Annotated in this window: 15 protein-coding genes; 8 read left to right on the top strand and 7 right to left on the bottom strand. The window is 38.6% G+C overall.

Annotation, left to right across the window (positions count from 1 at the left end; translation table 11 throughout):
* Positions 1–5: 5 nt before the first annotated feature.
* Positions 6–2,393 carry a phosphoenolpyruvate synthase gene (gene ppsA, locus ACYU0V_RS06520; protein ID WP_005803576.1) on the bottom strand — a complete coding sequence of 796 codons (2,388 nt, stop codon included), beginning with the start codon at positions 2,391–2,393 and terminating at the stop codon, positions 6–8.
* Positions 2,394–2,540: 147 nt separating this feature from the next.
* On the opposite strand from ppsA, the gene ppsR reads away from it, so the two are divergent.
* From ppsR to pgaD, 5 genes are all read left to right on the top strand, one after another.
* Entirely contained in the window at positions 2,541–3,377 is an 837-nt protein-coding gene (gene ppsR, locus ACYU0V_RS06525) for a posphoenolpyruvate synthetase regulatory kinase/phosphorylase PpsR (RefSeq protein WP_002119749.1), read from the top strand.
* Between the two features lie 372 nt (positions 3,378–3,749).
* A complete protein-coding gene (pgaA, locus tag ACYU0V_RS06530) occupies positions 3,750–6,188 on the top strand; it encodes a poly-beta-1,6 N-acetyl-D-glucosamine export porin PgaA (protein ID WP_461849475.1) in 2,439 nt (812 codons plus the stop codon).
* On the top strand, positions 6,188–8,011 hold the full coding sequence (gene pgaB / locus ACYU0V_RS06535) for a poly-beta-1,6-N-acetyl-D-glucosamine N-deacetylase PgaB (protein WP_461849477.1): 1,824 nt from the start codon (positions 6,188–6,190) through the stop codon (positions 8,009–8,011). The genes pgaA and pgaB overlap by 1 nt, the downstream gene beginning before the upstream one ends.
* Entirely contained in the window at positions 8,011–9,258 is a 1,248-nt protein-coding gene (pgaC, locus tag ACYU0V_RS06540) for a poly-beta-1,6-N-acetyl-D-glucosamine synthase (protein ID WP_014207132.1), read from the top strand. The genes pgaB and pgaC overlap by 1 nt, the downstream gene beginning before the upstream one ends.
* Entirely contained in the window at positions 9,255–9,713 is a 459-nt protein-coding gene (pgaD, locus tag ACYU0V_RS06545; protein WP_005073598.1) for a poly-beta-1,6-N-acetyl-D-glucosamine biosynthesis protein PgaD, read from the top strand. Before pgaC ends, pgaD begins: the two co-directional genes overlap by 4 nt.
* A gap of 38 nt (positions 9,714–9,751) precedes the next feature.
* On the opposite strand, the gene ACYU0V_RS06550 is transcribed toward pgaD, so the two are convergent.
* The 5 genes from ACYU0V_RS06550 to ACYU0V_RS06570 all read right to left on the bottom strand — a co-directional run bounded on the left by ACYU0V_RS06550 (position 9,752) and on the right by ACYU0V_RS06570 (position 13,859).
* Positions 9,752–10,315 (bottom strand): NAD(P)/FAD-dependent oxidoreductase, encoded by a 564-nt coding sequence (locus ACYU0V_RS06550; RefSeq protein ID WP_262727890.1) that lies wholly within the window; start codon positions 10,313–10,315, stop codon positions 9,752–9,754.
* 149 nt (positions 10,316–10,464) lie between these two features.
* Positions 10,465–11,469, bottom strand: coding sequence for an LLM class flavin-dependent oxidoreductase (locus tag ACYU0V_RS06555; protein ID WP_461849480.1), 1,005 nt, complete (start codon positions 11,467–11,469; stop codon positions 10,465–10,467).
* 133 nt (positions 11,470–11,602) lie between these two features.
* A complete protein-coding gene (locus tag ACYU0V_RS06560; protein WP_002119687.1) occupies positions 11,603–12,109 on the bottom strand; it encodes a hypothetical protein in 507 nt (168 codons plus the stop codon).
* A 235-nt stretch (positions 12,110–12,344) separates the two neighbouring features.
* The gene (locus tag ACYU0V_RS06565; RefSeq protein WP_002119685.1) at positions 12,345–12,764 is read right to left on the bottom strand and encodes a glycine zipper domain-containing protein; all 420 of its coding nucleotides are present in this window, start codon (positions 12,762–12,764) and stop codon (positions 12,345–12,347) included.
* Between the two features lie 192 nt (positions 12,765–12,956).
* The gene (locus tag ACYU0V_RS06570; protein WP_063099163.1) at positions 12,957–13,859 is read right to left on the bottom strand and encodes a LysR family transcriptional regulator; all 903 of its coding nucleotides are present in this window, start codon (positions 13,857–13,859) and stop codon (positions 12,957–12,959) included.
* A 119-nt stretch (positions 13,860–13,978) separates the two neighbouring features.
* On the opposite strand from ACYU0V_RS06570, the gene ACYU0V_RS06575 reads away from it, so the two are divergent.
* The 3 genes from ACYU0V_RS06575 to prmC all read left to right on the top strand — a co-directional run bounded on the left by ACYU0V_RS06575 (position 13,979) and on the right by prmC (position 17,012).
* Positions 13,979–14,818 (top strand): type 1 glutamine amidotransferase domain-containing protein, encoded by an 840-nt coding sequence (locus ACYU0V_RS06575; protein ID WP_461849481.1) that lies wholly within the window; start codon positions 13,979–13,981, stop codon positions 14,816–14,818.
* A 290-nt stretch (positions 14,819–15,108) separates the two neighbouring features.
* A complete protein-coding gene (gene prfA / locus ACYU0V_RS06580) occupies positions 15,109–16,197 on the top strand; it encodes a peptide chain release factor 1 (protein ID WP_002119588.1) in 1,089 nt (362 codons plus the stop codon).
* On the top strand, positions 16,197–17,012 hold the full coding sequence (prmC, locus tag ACYU0V_RS06585; RefSeq protein WP_461849482.1) for a peptide chain release factor N(5)-glutamine methyltransferase: 816 nt from the start codon (positions 16,197–16,199) through the stop codon (positions 17,010–17,012). The genes prfA and prmC overlap by 1 nt, the downstream gene beginning before the upstream one ends.
* Before the next feature lie 2 nt (positions 17,013–17,014).
* On the opposite strand, the gene ACYU0V_RS06590 is transcribed toward prmC, so the two are convergent.
* On the bottom strand, positions 17,015–17,854 hold the full coding sequence (locus tag ACYU0V_RS06590) for an ABC transporter permease (protein WP_002119681.1): 840 nt from the start codon (positions 17,852–17,854) through the stop codon (positions 17,015–17,017).
* Positions 17,855–17,857 lie beyond the last annotated feature (3 nt).

Raw genomic sequence — 17,857 nt, forward strand, 5'->3', positions numbered from 1 at the left:
ACATATTAGATTTGCTTGATTTTTTCTTCAGCAAGGAAGAACCATGTATCTAAAACTGAGTCTGGGTTAAGAGAGACAGATTCAATACCTTGTTCCATTAACCATTTTGCAAGATCTGGATGGTCTGAAGGACCTTGACCACAGATACCTACATATTTACCTGCTTTACGGCAGGCATGGATTGCCATTGAAAGAAGAGCTTTAACAGCTGCATCACGTTCATCAAATAAGTGTGAAACAATACCTGAGTCACGGTCAAGACCTAACGTTAACTGTGTTAAGTCATTAGAACCAATAGAGAAACCATCGAAGTGCTCTAAGAATTGTTCAGCTAACAGAGCGTTAGTTGGTAATTCACACATCATGATTACTTTTAAGCCGTTCTCACCACGTTTTAAGCCATTTTGTGCAAGTAATTCAATAACACGTTTCGCTTCAGATACTGTGCGTACAAAAGGAATCATGATTTGAATATTGGTTAGACCCATTTCATCACGAACTTTCTTAAGTGCGCGACATTCTAATTCGAAACAATCACGGAAGTTATCAGATACATAACGGCTTGCACCACGGAAACCGAGCATTGGGTTTTCTTCTTCAGGCTCGTATAACTTACCACCAATTAAGTTTGCGTATTCGTTTGACTTGAAGTCAGACATACGAACGATCACTGGCTTGTCACCAAATGCAGCAGCAAGAGTCGCAATACCTTCAACCAGTTTTTCAACATAGAAATCTACAGGTGAAGCATAACCCGCTGTACGAGTTAAAACCGCAGCGCGAGTTTCACGAGGTAGGCTATCAATGTTGAGTAGGGCTTTAGGGTGCACACCGATCATACGGTTAATGATGAACTCAAGACGAGCAAGGCCAATACCTTCATTTGGAATTTGAGCAAAGTCAAATGCACGGTCAGGGTTACCTACGTTCATCATAATTTTGAACGAAAGCTTAGGCATAGATTCAATTGAGTTGCGTTGAACTTCGAAATCTAATGCACCTTCGTAAATGAAACCTGTATCACCTTCAGCACAAGAAACTGTTACTTCTTGACCATCAGTTAATACTTCTGTTGCGTTACCACAACCTACAATCGCTGGTACACCAAGTTCACGTGCAATAATTGCTGCGTGACATGTACGACCACCACGATTAGTGATAATTGCAGCAGCACGTTTCATTACCGGTTCCCAGTCAGGATCGGTCATATCTGATACAAGAACGTCGCCTTCTTGAACTTTGTCCATTTCTTTTATTGAGTTAACAATACGGACTTTACCAGAACCAATACGTTGACCAATTGAACGACCTTCACAAAGAACAGTACCTCTTTGTTTGAGAAGGTAGCGTTCCATAGTGCCTACATTTTGGCGGCTTTTTACAGTTTCAGGACGGGCTTGAACAATATAAATTTGACCGTCATCACCGTCTTTTGCCCATTCGATATCCATTGGAGCACCGTAATGCTGCTCAATGATAAGCGCTTGTTTAGCTAACTCTTGTAACTCATGGTCATTTAAAGCGAATTGTTGACGATCTTGTTTTTCAACATCAACAACAACAACAGATTTACCCGCAGAACCTTCTTCACCATAAATCATTTTTTGGTGTTTAGAGCCAAGGTTACGACGTAAAACAGAATGTCTTCCTGCATTTAATAATGGTTTAGATAAGTAAAACTCATCTGGGTTAACGGCACCTTGTACAACCATTTCACCTAAACCGTAAGAGGCAGTGATAAATACAACATCACGGAAACCAGATTCTGTATCAAGTGTAAACATTACACCCGCAGCGCCAGTTTCAGAACGAACCATACGCTGAACACCCGCTGAAAGTGCAACGATGTCATGATCAAAACCTTGATGCACACGGTAAGAAATTGCACGGTCATTATATAAAGAAGCAAATACTTCTTTAATCGCAATAAGTACGTTATCAATACCGCGAATATTCAAGAAAGTTTCTTGTTGACCCGCGAATGAAGCATCTGGTAAATCTTCAGCAGTTGCAGATGAACGAACGGCAACCGCGATATCAGGGTTGCCGTTAGAAAGTGCTGTAAAAGCGGCGCGAATTTCTTGTTCTAAGGTTGCAGTGAGTGGAGTCTCTACAATCCATTGACGAATTTTAGCGCCTGTTTCTGCAAGAGCATTTACGTCATCGACGTTGAGTTGAGCAAGTTCTGCTTGAATTCGAGCGTTAAGACCACTTTGGTCTAAGAACTCACGATAGGCAGCAGCAGTAGTTGCAAAGCCACCAGGTACCGATACACCAGCATTTGATAAATGGCTGATCATTTCACCCAAAGATGAGTTTTTCCCACCTACGAGTTCGACATCGTGTTTCCCTAATTTTTCTAGACCGATTACGCGCGCTTCCAAAGTTTTCACTCCACTTTTGCAGTATTAATGTCTATCTTGGCATGAAATTATAAAAATAAAGTGCTTAGTTGAGAATTATACTAAGCGACAGTCATGTAAGATCAGTTTACTATAAAGATTATATAGCACTAAGACAAATGTTTAAGGAGAATTTTAATGTCAGAAAGTAAACAATTTAAGCGGAGTGTTTTTTTTATTTCTGATGGAACTGCAATTACTGCCGAGACTCTTGGACATTCGTTATTAGCACAATTTCCCAATGTAGATTTTGATATTCACATCATGCCGTATATTACAACTGAAGAGGCGGCAATGGATGTGGTGGTTGAGATTAATCGATGCCAAACCAAAGACGGTTGCCTACCTTTAGTATTTGATACTTTAGTCGATCCGCATGTGCGAGAGATTATTAATACGGCTAAAGCGGTTAATCTGGATGTGTTTGAAGGTTTAATTAGTAAACTTGAACAAGAACTTGGAACGCCACCAACAACATTGGTCGGGCAGACTCATGCTGTAACCGATTCTGAATATTATAAAGCCCGTATCGATGCTGTTCATTTTGCGCTTGATAATGATGATGGGGCACGTACTCGTCATTACGATAAAGCGGATTTAATCTTAATTGGAGTTTCCCGTTCGGGTAAAACACCGACTTCTATTTACTTATCTCTTCAATTCGGTATTCGCGTTGCAAACTATCCATTAACTGAAGAAGATTTAGATGATAACCGTTTACCAGCAGTATTAAGAGCTCATCGTAGCAAGTTATTTGGTTTGATGATTGATGCTGAGCGTTTGGTCGCAATTCGTAGTGAACGTAAAGCGAATAGCCGTTATGCAAGTTTTAGCCAATGCCAAATGGAGCTAAGAGCAATTGAAGGGATTTATATTTCAGAAGGCATTAAATATTTAAACGTGACCGAAATGTCGATTGAAGAGATTTCAACTCGTATTTTACAAATGACGGGATTAAAACGTCGTATTGGTTAATTTAATCAAATGTTTATTTTAACCATTCAATTTATATATCTAATAATGAGTAAATTGAGTGGTTATAAATAGCACAGAAAAGTTTTAAATATAAAACAAAAAGTTATTAAAAGGTTTTTATTAGTTATCAGGCTGTTGAGTTTTTACAAGTCTATTGTGAAATAAAATAACAATATTGAAAAGAAATGTATAAATTTGAAATTGGGCAAAAACTCTAATTATTTAATTTTGCTAACTATTTAGAAAAGCTATGTAAAAAAATATTTAATAATTAAAAATGTTAAATAAGTCACACTATTTTTGCTTTGTGTGATTGATTTTTTATTTTAATTATAATTTCCCACCTCGATATGGGACTATCCGATTATCAAAATGCTAAAAAAATGTGTTTTTTCATTGGTATATATCTTGCCTCTTAATTTATATGCGGCTCAAGTAGATGAATTGCGAGAGCAAGCTATTCACACTTACAAAACTGGGCAAACTCAACAAGCAATATTGCAATTAGAACAATTGCTAAATAAGTACCCGCATGACCAAAAATTACTAGCTGATTATTTAGTTGTCATGTCAAGTGAAAAAAGAGATTTATTAACCTTTTCTCAGCATTTAGCAAATGTTAATTATGTGAATTTTCCAGAATATGGGCAGCTACCATTAATTCGTAATTTTCGTGATTTTAAACACTTTAAAGATGCAATTGATTGGTCGAATAAATTTAATATTCAAAAGACATCTGATGGGCAGATTTTATTAGCGGTTCTATATGCTGAGGCTAAAGACCCTGTAAATGCTAAGGTGCATTTATCTGGTATTAAGAGTAAAAATCTTACAGCTGATCAATTTGTTCAAATTGCTTATGCATATCGACTCATTAATTCACCTGTAGATGCTTTATCTGCAATTGAGCAAGCTTATCAACAACAACCAAAATCTTTTGCGGTTTTGCAAGAATATAGTTACGACTTGGCGGCTGTAGGCGCTTATAAAAAAGCTCAGCAGTTGCTGCTTGCCAGCGATAAAAATACGCAAACAGAATCGTTACAACACTGGTTAAAAGTCAGCGAGTTTTCTCAACGTGTAAATAACGCAATTACTCGCTATAAATATTTGAATCGGGAAGGCATGTCGGACAGTGAAGGCTTTGCCGAACTTGATGCTGTGTTGAAACAAGGTGAGCAAATACAGCCTTTGATTCAACCGTCAGACCCTAATTATTTAAGATTTCATTATGACTATTTATATGCTTTGGACTTTCGTGGGCGTAGCCGTACGGTATTAGATGAATTTACTAAATTAAATGTACCGTTAGAAAAACTACCGGCTTATGTTCGTCATGCGATTGCTGATAGTTATTTAGCTGAAAGACAACCGCAGCAGGCTGAACTCGCTTTTAAAACCTTGCTTGCTGAAAAAAACTATTCAGATATGACGGTATATACTGGACTGTATTACTCATATATTGAACAAGAAAAATATAAACAAGCTGAACAACTTTTAAGTGATGTTGATCGGTTAATTCCTACATATAAATATAGTCAAGCGAAAGGGGTGGATAAATCGAGCCACCCTGATCGTGATGATTATATTGCTTTACAAGGTATGCATTTAGCTTATGCAAATCATTTGGATCAATCAGAAAAACACTTCCAGAAACAAGTAGATCTTGCACCTGCCAACGAAGGTTTAATTAATAATTTGGCTCGTGTTGAGCGTTGGAGAGATAAACCTTTACAGTCCAAACAAACAATTGCTCGTTTAAATGGCTTAACACCAGTTGCCAAAGATACTCGAATTAACCAGATGCAAAATGCTCAGACTTTAGGGGATATTCCTGAGTGGCGCAAAAGTACAGAAAGTCTTTTGCAATATTATCCTGAAGATAGCGGTGTAGTTAAAAGTCGAAAAGAGTTGGATGATCGTGATAGAGCAACCATCTCGCACTCAACGACTTGGGGCCAGAGTAAAGCAGAAAATAGCGATTCTGTGAGTGGGCAAAATGGCTTAAAAGATCGAGAAATGGAAACTCGTGTTAATAGCCCTTGGATTAAAGATAATTATCGTCTATTTGCTTGGCATCAAGATCGTTACGGTGAATACCGTTTTGGTGATGTGCATGACCAACGTTACGGTGTTGGTGCTGAGTGGCAAGCAAACCGTAAGGCATTGTCGGCAATTTTGTCGCAAAGTGCAGATGGTGGCCAAGCAGGTGTTCGTCTTGATTGGTCGCAATGGTTAAACGACCACTGGCAATATCAATTGCAATATGACAGTCAGACTAATATTCCATTACAAGCAATTGATGCTGGTGAGGATGGACAAGCTTACCGTGCTGCTTTGACATGGCAAAAAGATGAGTCACGCCAAATTGGAGCGAGCTATGGCTTAACCGATATAAGTGACGGTAATAAACAACAAGAATTTTCTACTTTTTGGCGTGAGCGATTATTTGATGCGCCTCACCATATTACTTACGGAACCGTTCGTGGATTTTATGGCAGCAATAGCCAAGATCAGACTGCTTACTTTAGCCCAAGCAATCATTACAGTGCCGAGTTGAATTTAAGCCATGACTGGGTCACTTGGCGAGAGTACGAACGCTCATTTAAACAACATTTTGAAGCTGGAGTAGGGCTATATAAACAAGCAGATTACTCAGCTCGACCAACATACTCTTTGCAATATCAACATCAATGGCAGCTCTCACGGACTTGGCAACTTAATTATGGAATTGGTTGGCAATACCATCCATACGATGGTCATGATGAACAACATACCTACGGTATTTTCGGATTTGAAGGGCGTTTTTAATGAATAATATGATGTCAAAAATGTTGAGCTGTGTGTTTGCCTCAACGTTATTACCCGTACAATTTGCCTATGCCCGCATTGAAACTGAACTACCAAAAAACCATACGGTTTCTTTAACTTTTCATGATGTGCGAGATGATGTGCTCAAGGAAGGTGACCGCGATGTTTATGCGATTCAGACCAATAATCTGGCACAGTTTCTCGATTGGCTTAGTCAGTCGGATTGGAAACCGATTCGTCTAAAAGACATTGAAGAGGCACGTAAGCAAGGTAAAGAATTACCTCATAACTCTATTCTACTGACCTTTGATGATGGTGCTTTAAGTAGTTATAGCCGAGTATTTCCTTTGCTGAAGCAATATCAGATTCCAGCAGTTTTTGCTCTTCCAACAAGTTGGTTAAATGGTAATACAAAAGCGGGTTATGAAGCCTATGGTCAAGGTAACTTGGTGAACTGGGCTCAAGTTCGTGAAATGCAAGCATCGGGGTTAGCCGAGTTTGCAAGCCATAGTGATGATTTGCATCATGGTGTATTAGCCAATCCTCAAGGTAATGAGCAACCTGCTGCAACTTCTTATGCCTATTTAAAATCGCAATCACGTTATGAAACCGATGCGGAATATCAACAACGTATTTTGCAGGATTTAAAAAAATCTTATACAGTTTTGAAAAAAGAAGTAGGGGTTAACCCTAAAGCAATTATTTGGCCTTATGGCGCCGTGAATGAACAGTTAGAGAAGCTAGCACAACAGGCAGGTTTCCAGTTTTCATTCAGTTTGGGACGTGATGGTATGAATCGCGTGAGTGACTCAACTTTTAAGCGTAGCTTAGTCATTGATAACCCTACAGCCGAACAACTGACAGAAGGCATGTTAAATATTCTGAGCTTTGAAGAGTCAGATTTATTTAAGCAATCGCGTCATTTTGTGAGTATGGATTTAAAGCACTTAGCAGCACAACAAAATGCTCAAACTGATGAAAAACTTGGGCAGTTGTTATCAAAATTGTATAGCTTAAAAAACAACGCTTTAATCTTAAAGCCTTTGGAAGACAAAGATGGAGATGGGCAATATGATGTAGCTTATTTCCCTACAAATAAAATGTCTGTTCAACAAGATATTTTAAACCGTAGTTTATGGCAGGCTCAAACTCGCGCAGGCCAATCGGTAATATTAGAGTTGCCTGCTTATCCGCAAAAAAATAAACCATTTTTAACTGTAGATTTAGCTAAAGATATTGCGCGTTTTAACAGTAATTTAAGTGGTATTCAGCTTAATGCAGGATCATCTTTAAATTGCGCAATGCAAAAAATAACAGTGCAAGAAAGTTGTATTGGGCAATCAAAACAGCTCGAACAACTGAGTCAACTGACTAAAAAAGCGGTAAAACCTTATTTAAATATGAGTAATCAGGCGCAGTTTAGTTTATTGCTTACACCTGATTTAGATCATGTGGAAAATCTACCTGAGCTTATAAAAACACTTTTAATGCAACATGACTTAGTCAATTTGAAGTTTGATGTGATTGGTAAGAAAAAACAATTTAATCAGTTGTTAACGCTATTAAATACACTTGATGAAAATGATAAGCAAAGAATAATGCTGACTTTAGTATTACCAGAAAATTCGCAAAAAAATGCTTGGGAAGAGGTTCAGCAAGGACTATTTTCTATTCAGCGAGTAGGAATCCAGAAATTCGGTATTGATGGCTATGACTTTGAAAAATCAAAAGATGTTCATCAATATTTATATAATCCGCTTAGTCTGAATGCTAGCCCTGTGATGTATCAGTCTTTTGCTGGATTGGTAGAGGGGAAAAAGTAATGAGGGTATTACTCGATATTCTGTTTGCTTTTGCCTTTTTATATCCCTTACTGATGGCTTGGACATGGATGGTAGGGGGACTTTGGTTTTTCTTTAAAAGAGAATACCGCGAACAAGCGCTTCCTGAACCTACAGGTGAAGGATGCAGTATCATCATTCCGTGTTTTAACGAAGAAGCGCAAGTACGCCAAACAATTCGTTATGCGCTACAAACCAAATATCCTAATTTTGAAGTCATTGCTGTTAATGACGGAAGTAGTGATAGGACCGCCGAAATTCTAGATGAATTGTCAGCGCAAGATTCACGACTTCGGGTTGTACACTTAGCAGAAAATCAGGGTAAGGCCGTAGCTTTAAGATCGGGAGTACTGGTTAGTAAATACGAATATCTTGTTTGTATCGATGGAGATGCGTTGTTGCATCCGCATGCGGTACTTTGGTTAATGCAACCATTTATTAACTTCCCGCGAATTGGTGCTGTAACTGGTAATCCACGAATTTTAAACCGATCTAGTATTTTAGGAAAATTACAAGTTGGTGAGTTTTCTTCGATTATTGGTTTGATTAAACGTGCACAACGTACATATGGTCGTATTTTTACCGTATCTGGTGTGATTGCAGCATTTCGTAAAACTGCACTCGCTCGAGTCGGGTTTTGGTCAGACGATAAAATTACCGAAGATATTGATATTTCATGGAAGTTACAGCTCGACCATTGGGATATTCAGTATATTCCACAAGCGCTTTGTTACATCTATATGCCTGAGACATTCAAGGGGCTATGGAAACAACGTCTTCGCTGGGCGCAAGGTGGAGTAGAGGTTCTTATAGAATATATTCCACAAATGTTCAAACTGCGTGTTCGAAGAATGTGGCCAGTCATGATTGAGGCGCTAGTCAGTATTATCTGGTCTTATGTGATGATCATGATCTTCACGCTATTTTTTGTGGGATTGTTTATTGAGCTGCCTCAGCAATGGCAGATCAAAACGCTTATGCCACAGTGGTACGGTGTAATACTAGGCGGAACATGTTTGATCCAGTTTTTAGTGAGTTTGTGGATTGATCATCGTTATGACCGAGGGCGTTTTTTTAGAAATTACTTTTGGGTGATTTGGTACCCGTTATTTTTCTGGCTACTGACTTTGTTCACAAGTGTCGTTGCGGTACCAAAAACTTTATTTAACACAAAAAAACGTGCCCGTTGGGTAAGTCCAGATCGAGGCTTCCGTGGAGATAACCCATGAAACTTGAGGAAAATAAGGATATAGAGACTTTAGATATCCCTGAATATATTGATCAGCCGGAATATGTCAAAAATAAAACAGCAAACTATACATTACAAACCATTGGCTGGATTTGTTTAATGTGGCTGCTTTTCCCATTGGTTTCACTGTTTTTATGGGTTTTTGAAGGTCACTTAATTTATGATTACGTCTGGGTAGACCACTTATCAGAAGTTAAGACCTTATTACATTTAGCATTAATGATCGGAATTAGCGCGCTTATTTTAATTTTATGGGCAAGTTATAACTGGATTAGGTTTAGTGGTGAGGACCGACGTGCTAAGGCACCTAATAGTTCTGTAGAATTATTAGCGGCCCAATTTTCAGTTACTTCCGACATGCTAAATGATTTGCAAGAAAAACAGCGCATCATTTTGCATTACGATGATCATGGTAATTTGCAAAAATATGAGTAAATAAAAAAGCATGGCCTAAAACCATGCTTTTTTTACTTTTATGGTATTGCTCTGATAATAATATCAACGGGTTGTTCTATACCATCCATGCTGTGAATAGATCTATTGGTAATTTTAACAATTGGCCATGTTTGCAATTTACAGTTGGGTTTCTGAAGTGCTGCATAATAACTGTCGGATTTAAAAAATACTTTTTTCGTAGTTGCAGTATTGGGAGTCAAAAGACGCTTAAGCCATGGTTCATTTACTTGAATTTCTAGAAAACGTAATGCCAGAATGCTTTTAACACGATTATTAAATAACCTGCGGTTTTTGATAATAAGTGGGTGAGTAATTAACTTATGCGTACCCATCTGACTATGGGGCAAAATAAAATGAGGAGTGATTTGGAAGACAGTCACAAATTTTGCTTGCTGACAGATTTTTTCAAGATGAGTCACGCTATCTTGATTTGTACCAATAATCGCGACAGATGAATGTGAAAAGTCAAACTCTTTAATTGATGTTGAGGAAATCACTTGACCAGTAAAATCTTCGAAATCTTGAGAGATATTCTGAAAAATTACTGATTTTGAAGTGTTATTTTTAATATTAATACTCATTTTCCAAAAGTCCTTTTGGTTTTTTAAATCATGATGTTTTTATCGTTTTAATATAAATAACCAAGCAGGAAGTTGGGGTAAAGTCTTTTCAGATAGATGGTCATCCCATACTCGAAATCAATTCAAGTATGGGAGCTTGAAGTAGAATTTTATAATCCTGTTTTTACATTCATGAGTTGTGTAAAGCTTTCTAAACGTTTAGCTGTATCGTATACATCACATGTAAAAATAAATTCATCAACATCATACGTCGTTAATAACTTTTGTAAGCCAGAGCGAACCGTATCTACAGAACCAATTTGCGCCATTGCATAAAAGTTTTCGACAGAAAGTTGTTCTGCTGTATTCCATAATCCCTGCATTGATTCAACTGGTGGTTTCAGCTTTAAGCTTTCTCCACGAATTAAACCTAATACGCGTTGGTAAGCACTTGTTGCTAGAAACTGTGCTTCCTCATCTGTATCTGCTACAACAACAGGTACACCCATTGAAACATATGGCTTATCTAGATACTCAGAAGGTTCAAAGTTCTCTCGATAGAGTTGAATCGCTTGACCTAACATACGTGGTGCAAAATGTGATGCAAATGAGTAGGGAAGTCCAAGTTTTGCCGCGAGTTGTGCACTAAATAGACTAGATCCAAGTAACCAAACTGGGACATGGGTACTTTGCCCCGGTGTTGCAATAATTTTTTGTCCTGCTTGAGGTGCATCGAAATATTTTAGGATTTCGACAACATCTCTTGGAAACTGATCTTCTGTTTCTTGATGACCACGACGTAAAGCTCGCATGGTAAGTTGGTCTGTACCAGGAGCACGGCCTAAACCAAGTTCAATACGATTTGGATATAAAGTAGCAAGCGTCCCGAACTGTTCTGCGACAACTAAAGGGGCATGGTTAGGAAGCATAATTCCGCCTGAACCTAAGCGAATATGCTGTGTATGTGCTGCAATAAAACCAAGTAAGACGGCCGTAGCGGAACTTGCGATACCATCCATGTTGTGATGTTCAGCAAGCCAGAAACGTTCATAACCTAGTTTTTCTGCATGTTGTGCTAATTCTAATGCGTGACGTAATGAGAATTCGATGGTTTTATCATTACGAATAGGAGCAAGTTCCAAAATAGAGAACTTGGTATCTTGAAGTGATCGCATGCGATATTCTCGAATAAGGATATATCGAAATAATACGATATATAGGATGTGATGTATATCGTTTTTTTTCGATATTAATTTTTAGCTATAAATAAAAAAGCACCCGAAGGTGCTCTTTTGATTTATCTGTGAATTAGCGGTTTTTATACCAACCACGGTGTAAGCCATTGTCATGGCGACGGCTACCACCTTTATAATAACGACGGTCACCATCGTAATATCTGCGGTCATCACGATCGTAACGATCACGGTCATAACGGTCATCGTAGTTACGATCTTCAGCAACTTTACGACCTAATGCAGAACCACCAGCTGCACCTACTGCTGCACCGATGTATCCACCGTTGGTGCCGCCCATATTTTTGCCGACTGTATAACCAGCACCACCACCTAAAGCACCACCAATTGCAGCTTCTGTACGATTACGACGATCACTTGCTGCTGCTGCACCACCAGCACCACCTAAAGCAGCACCGATTGTTGCACCTGAGGTACCACCAATACTTTTACCAATTGCAGTACCCACTACACTACCTAAAGCAGAGGTTGCAGCAACACGTGTGCCATTGTCAGCATGTGCAACTGTTACCATTGAAGATGTTGCAATTAATGCACTAGCCAACCAAATATTCATTTTCATCTTAGAACTCCATGTCCTTTTTACTGGAAGGACAGTTATCTTTATCTTGGGGTAAATGTAATAAAAAATTTCGTGATAATTATGGAGAACACCAAAGGTGATACAAGTGTTTTGTGTCTGTTTGTAGTGTTTGTATTAATTTGTGGATAAACCATGAGCATACGACAAATTAGCTTTTATCACTCATAATAAAAAAGCACCCGAAGGTGCTTAAATATCTGTTCGTCAAATTTGATTAGTGATGACGACGGTGTTTTTTCTTCCAGTGTTTAGAAGATTTTTCTGTATAACGGTCTTTAGAAATTTTATTACCTAAAGCAGAACCACCCGCAGCACCTAAAGCAGCGCCTACATAACCACCATTTGTACCGCCCATGCTTTTACCAACCGTATAACCAGCACCACCACCTAAAGCACCGCCAATCGCAGATTCAGTACGGTTACGACGATCGCTTGCAACAGCTGCACCACCAGCACCACCTAAAGCAGCACCAATTGTTGCGCCAGATGTACCGCCCATGCTTTTACCAATTGCAGTACCTGCTACGCTACCTAAAGCAGAAGCGGCTGCTACATGTGTTGTATTGTCAGCATGTGCCACAGTAACCATTGAAGTTGCGAGAACAGCGCTACATAACCAAGCATTTAATTTCATTTTTGACTCCGTGTCCCTAGTTGCAGGACCCTATATCTTTTGTTACGGCAAATGTAACAAAACACTTCTCCCCAAATATGGAGAACCATCTTTTGATTATTGCAGTTTAGTGTCTGGTTTGTATGTTTTCTATTAAAATAGAATATTTAATACTCATATAGATAAATTAAGCTTTATTTAGTTTTGACGGGGTTAGTCACGATCAGAACATAGAAAATTTATTAAAGCTCTTGTCGCAGACGACATATGTTTATGTTGTGCGTACAGTAAAGAAAAGGGCCGTGTGTGACCTGCATAACCCTCAAGTAGGGGCTGCAATTTTCCTTGCCGGATCTTTTCATTAACAATAAAGCTATAACTCTGACATATTCCTAATCCACTTTCAGCAAGAGAAACTACTCCCAAAATATCTTCTTTTACTAAAATCCGATTTGATGGTATCCATTGAATTTCATTATCACCATTTTTAAAAAACCATGGAGTGACCTTACCTGTGCTCGGTAATTCAAAGGCAATACATTGGTGATGGTTTAAGTCTTCCAAGGTTTGAGGAACACCCATACGTTTTAAATATTCAGGTGAGGCAACAAGTTGAAGAGGGGCAAGCTCCAAAGGTCTGGCAATGAGAGTGCTACTAGGAAGCTGACCTTGACGAATAGCTAAATCAAATCCTTCCGCAATTAAATCGACGTTTCGATTAGAAATACTGACTTCAATTTGAATATCTGGATATTGCAAAAGAAATTTTTGTAGTAATTCTGGAAGGCGATAGTGTCCATAGGTAGTGGGTACACTTAATTTAATTTTGCCGGAAATTTGCAGTTGCTTACCTTGAATAGCACGCTCTGCATGGTCAATTAACTGAAATGCATGTTGCATCTTTTCATAATAAAGTTGACCAGCTTCAGTCAGGCTCAAATGACGAGTTGTTCTTCTAAAAAACTGAATGCCAAGTTTTTTCTCTAGCCGCGTAATTGTTCTACTAATGACTGAAGGAGTTGTTGCTAAATAAATTGCAGCTGCACTAATAGAAAGCTTCTCCGCCACAATTAAAAACACTTCAATATCGGCAAGATGGTCAAATTGACGTGACATTTAGTCCTCAAACGCAAAAAAGATTTGCAAAGGTGGTTGTTTATCTACCTGATTGGCAAAAATAGAATATATCTATCCAAAATATAAATCCAGCAAATGGTTGGAATGAAGGTCGAATGATGAAATCTCTAAATAAAATAATGCTTGCAGTAGTTACTGCTCTAGCAGCATTCAGTGCAAATGCTGCTCATGTGTTAGTTGTGTTGTCTGATGAAGCCCAATTAGAGCTGAAAAAAGGTCATATTTTTAAAACAGGCTTTTACTTAAATGAGTTGATGCAACCTACAAAAATGCTTTTAGATGCAGGCCATACAGTAACTTTCGCTACACCAAAAGGGAAAGCTCCAACCTTAGATGAATCATCGAATAATGCGATGTATTTTAACCAAGATGAAAAAGCATTAAAGCAATATGCAGATTTATTGCATGATCTAAAATTAACATCTGCTCAAGATTCTCCAGTTGTGAGCCTATCTCGTATTGAACAAATTGGTGTGGGTCAGTTTGATGCTATTTATATTCCAGGTGGGCATGCGCCTATGCAAGATCTATTAAAAGATAAACAACTTGGAAAAATACTTACAGCTTTCCATAAAGCTGGTAAACCTACTGCGTTGGTCTGTCATGGTCCTATTGCATTGATGTCTACTTTACCTAATGCCTCGGAAGTAGTTGGTCAACTCGAACAAGGCAAGCCAGTAAAAAATGGCGAATGGATATATAAAAGTTATCGGATGACGGTGATTAGTAATCAAGAAGAAGAGCAGGCTAAAGCTTTATTAAAAGGTGGAGAAATGAAGTTTTATCCACAAACGGCTTTACAGTCACTTGGCGGTAAGTATCAAAGCAATACCACTGCATGGACTCCAAACGTAGTAGTGGACCGTGAACTTATTACAGGGCAAAATCCGGCGTCGGCTGTTTTGGTGGGCAAAACATTATTAGAAAAATTAAAATAACTAGGCTGAGCAAAGAGGTTTTTAAACAAAGCCTCTATTGTCCTATAGAGTAAAAAAGATGACTTATTATTTTCTACAGAACAGCCAAATTATAGGCAAGTAATAAATCTTATTCGAAATCATTATATTTATACGCCTCTACTTATTGGGAAAGTTGATGAATTGGCTGATTATATATGTCATTTAAGCAGCATAATCTGTAAACTATGCGCTATTTTTACGATTTTGCTTATCTTCTATACTTACATAGCCTTCGATAAGCTTTTTGGACTTTTGAGATATTTCCTCTTATGAAAGCGTCACTCCGTTTACGACTTGATCAACTCTGTGATCGACATGAAGAACTTACTGCATTGCTTGCAGATGCTGAAGTGATCTCCGATAACAAACGTTTCCGTAAATTGTCTCGTGAACATAGTGATTTATCTGAAATTACCGAAGTTTGGGGCAAATACCGTCAAGCAGAAGAAGATATTGAAACTGCTGAAATGATGAAGTCGGACCCAGACTTTAAAGATATGGCAGAAGAAGAAATTCAAGCCAATAAAACATTGCTTGAAGAATTAGAAAGCCAGCTCAATATTTTGATGATTCCAAAAGATCCAAATGACTCTAATGCGGCTTATTTAGAAATCCGTGCTGGAACAGGTGGTGATGAAGCTGCGATTTTCTCTGGTGATTTGTTCCGTATGTACAGCAAATATGCCGAGACACAAGGCTGGCGTATTGAAGTCCTTTCTGAAAATGAAGGCGAGCATGGTGGCTTTAAAGAAGTTATTTGCCGTGTAGATGGTGATGGCGTTTATGGTCGCTTAAAGTTTGAAAGTGGTGCTCACCGTGTACAACGAGTTCCTGCAACTGAATCACAAGGTCGTGTGCATACATCAGCATGTACAGTTGCGATCTTGCCTGAAATTGATGTTGATACCAACGTTGAAATTAATCCGGCAGATTTACGTATCGATACTTACCGTGCATCTGGTGCGGGTGGTCAGCACATTAACAAAACCGATTCAGCCGTGCGTATTACTCACATTCCAACCGGTACAGTCGTTGAGTGCCAAGAAGAACGTTCACAGCATAAAAACAAAGCTAAAGCGATGGCATTGTTAGTATCGCGTTTAGAAAATGCTAAACGTGCAGCAGCCGATGCAGCAACTTCTGAAATGCGCCGTGATTTGGTCGGTTCTGGTGACCGTTCTGAACGTATCCGTACTTATAACTACCCACAAGGGCGTATGACGGACCATCGTATTAACCTAACTTTATATAAGTTAGATGCCATTATGGAAGGTGATTTGACTGAATTGCTCGATAGCTTACATCGTGAATATCAGGCAGATCAGCTTGCGATGCTTGCACAGGAAAATGGCGGCTAATGAATATTGCTCAAGCGCTTGCAATTCGTGGTGAGCCTGACAGTTATGAACGGCAAGAAAATGCTTGGTTACTTGAGCATTTTCTAAAAATCAATTCGCTTGAATTAAAGTTTAGACTTGAGCAAGAGTTAACTGCCCAACAAGAGCAAGATTACTTGGCTGGTCTTGAACGTATCCAAAATGGTGAGCCTTTAGCTTATGTGACGGGTTCACAGCCATTTTGGACACTCGATTTAAAAGTAACATCTGATACTTTAGTACCACGTCCGGATACTGAGGTTCTAGTTGAAACCGTTTTAAATCTAAATTTGCCAAATACTGCAAATATTGTTGATTTGGGAACGGGAACAGGTGCAATTGCGCTTGCATTAGCAAGTGAACGTCCAGATTGGCAAGTCACGGCAACTGATATTTATGCGCCTACTTTAGAAGTCGCAAAAGAAAATGCACAAGCATATGATTTGCAACGTGTGAAATTTGCCTGCGGCGCTTGGTTTGACGCACTTGAACCACAAAAGTTTGATTTAATTGTTTCTAATCCACCGTACATTGACCCTGAAGATGAACACATGCAAGCTTTGGCAACAGAACCGCGCCGTGCATTGGTTGCAGACCATCAGGGACTGGCTGATATTGAAATTATTATTGCTCAAGGCAAAAACTGGTTAAAACCGCAAGGCTGGATTGCACTAGAGCATGGTTATGATCAGGGACAGGCTGTTCGAGATATTTTCACAGAGCATGGTTTTAGCCAAATTAAAACTATTCAAGACTATGGCCAAAATGATCGAGTCACTTTGGCATGCTGGATTTAAAGTTATTTTTGTAGCGTATCACGCCAACGTAACAACCAGTTTTCTATGAGTTTCATTAAGGTATCGGTTACTTTACCCAATAGCGCCAATAAAATAATTGCAATGATAACAATATCTGGTCGAGACGTTTCTCGGCCATCACTGAGTAAATAGCCAATCCCTTGAGTAGCTGCAATCAGTTCAGCTGCAATCATAAACATCCACGATAAGCTTAAGCTGTTGCGTAAACCCGTTAAAATGCCCGGAGAGGCTGCCGGTAAAATAATAGATATAATCCGCTGAAAAGCATTAAGCCGATAAACTTTTCCAACTTCAATGAGCTTTTTATCTACATTATGAATTGCTGCAACTGTATTGGTATAGGTTGGAAAGAATGCTCCGATTGCAATCAATGTAATTTTAGAACCTTCGTCAATTCCTAACCAAAGCAATAACAGGGGAATCCAAGCAAGACTTGGAATTGATTTAATTGCTGAAAAAGTTGGTTCTAAATAAGCTTCTGCTTCTTTACTTAATCCAACCCAAATCGCAAAAATTAAACCTAAACCGCTTCCTATAATAAAGCCCAACAGAACACGCCATGTACTAATATAAATATGGGCAAACAGGTCGCTATGAGCTAAATCTAAAAAAGATTGCCATAAACTAGAAGGTGCAGGCAGTAGATAAGCATCGATATAGCCATTTCTGACTAAAAACTCGCAAGCCGTTAAAAAGATAAGTGGAATGAGTAGCGCTTTAAACCACAGTGTAAATTTATGGTTTAGATGCTTTTTCTCAGATTTTAAAGCCTGCTGAGCTAAGAAGTGATTTAGCTCAGCTTTGTTAAGTGAATCACTCATATA

The organism is Acinetobacter sp. X9, from assembly GCF_054889255.1.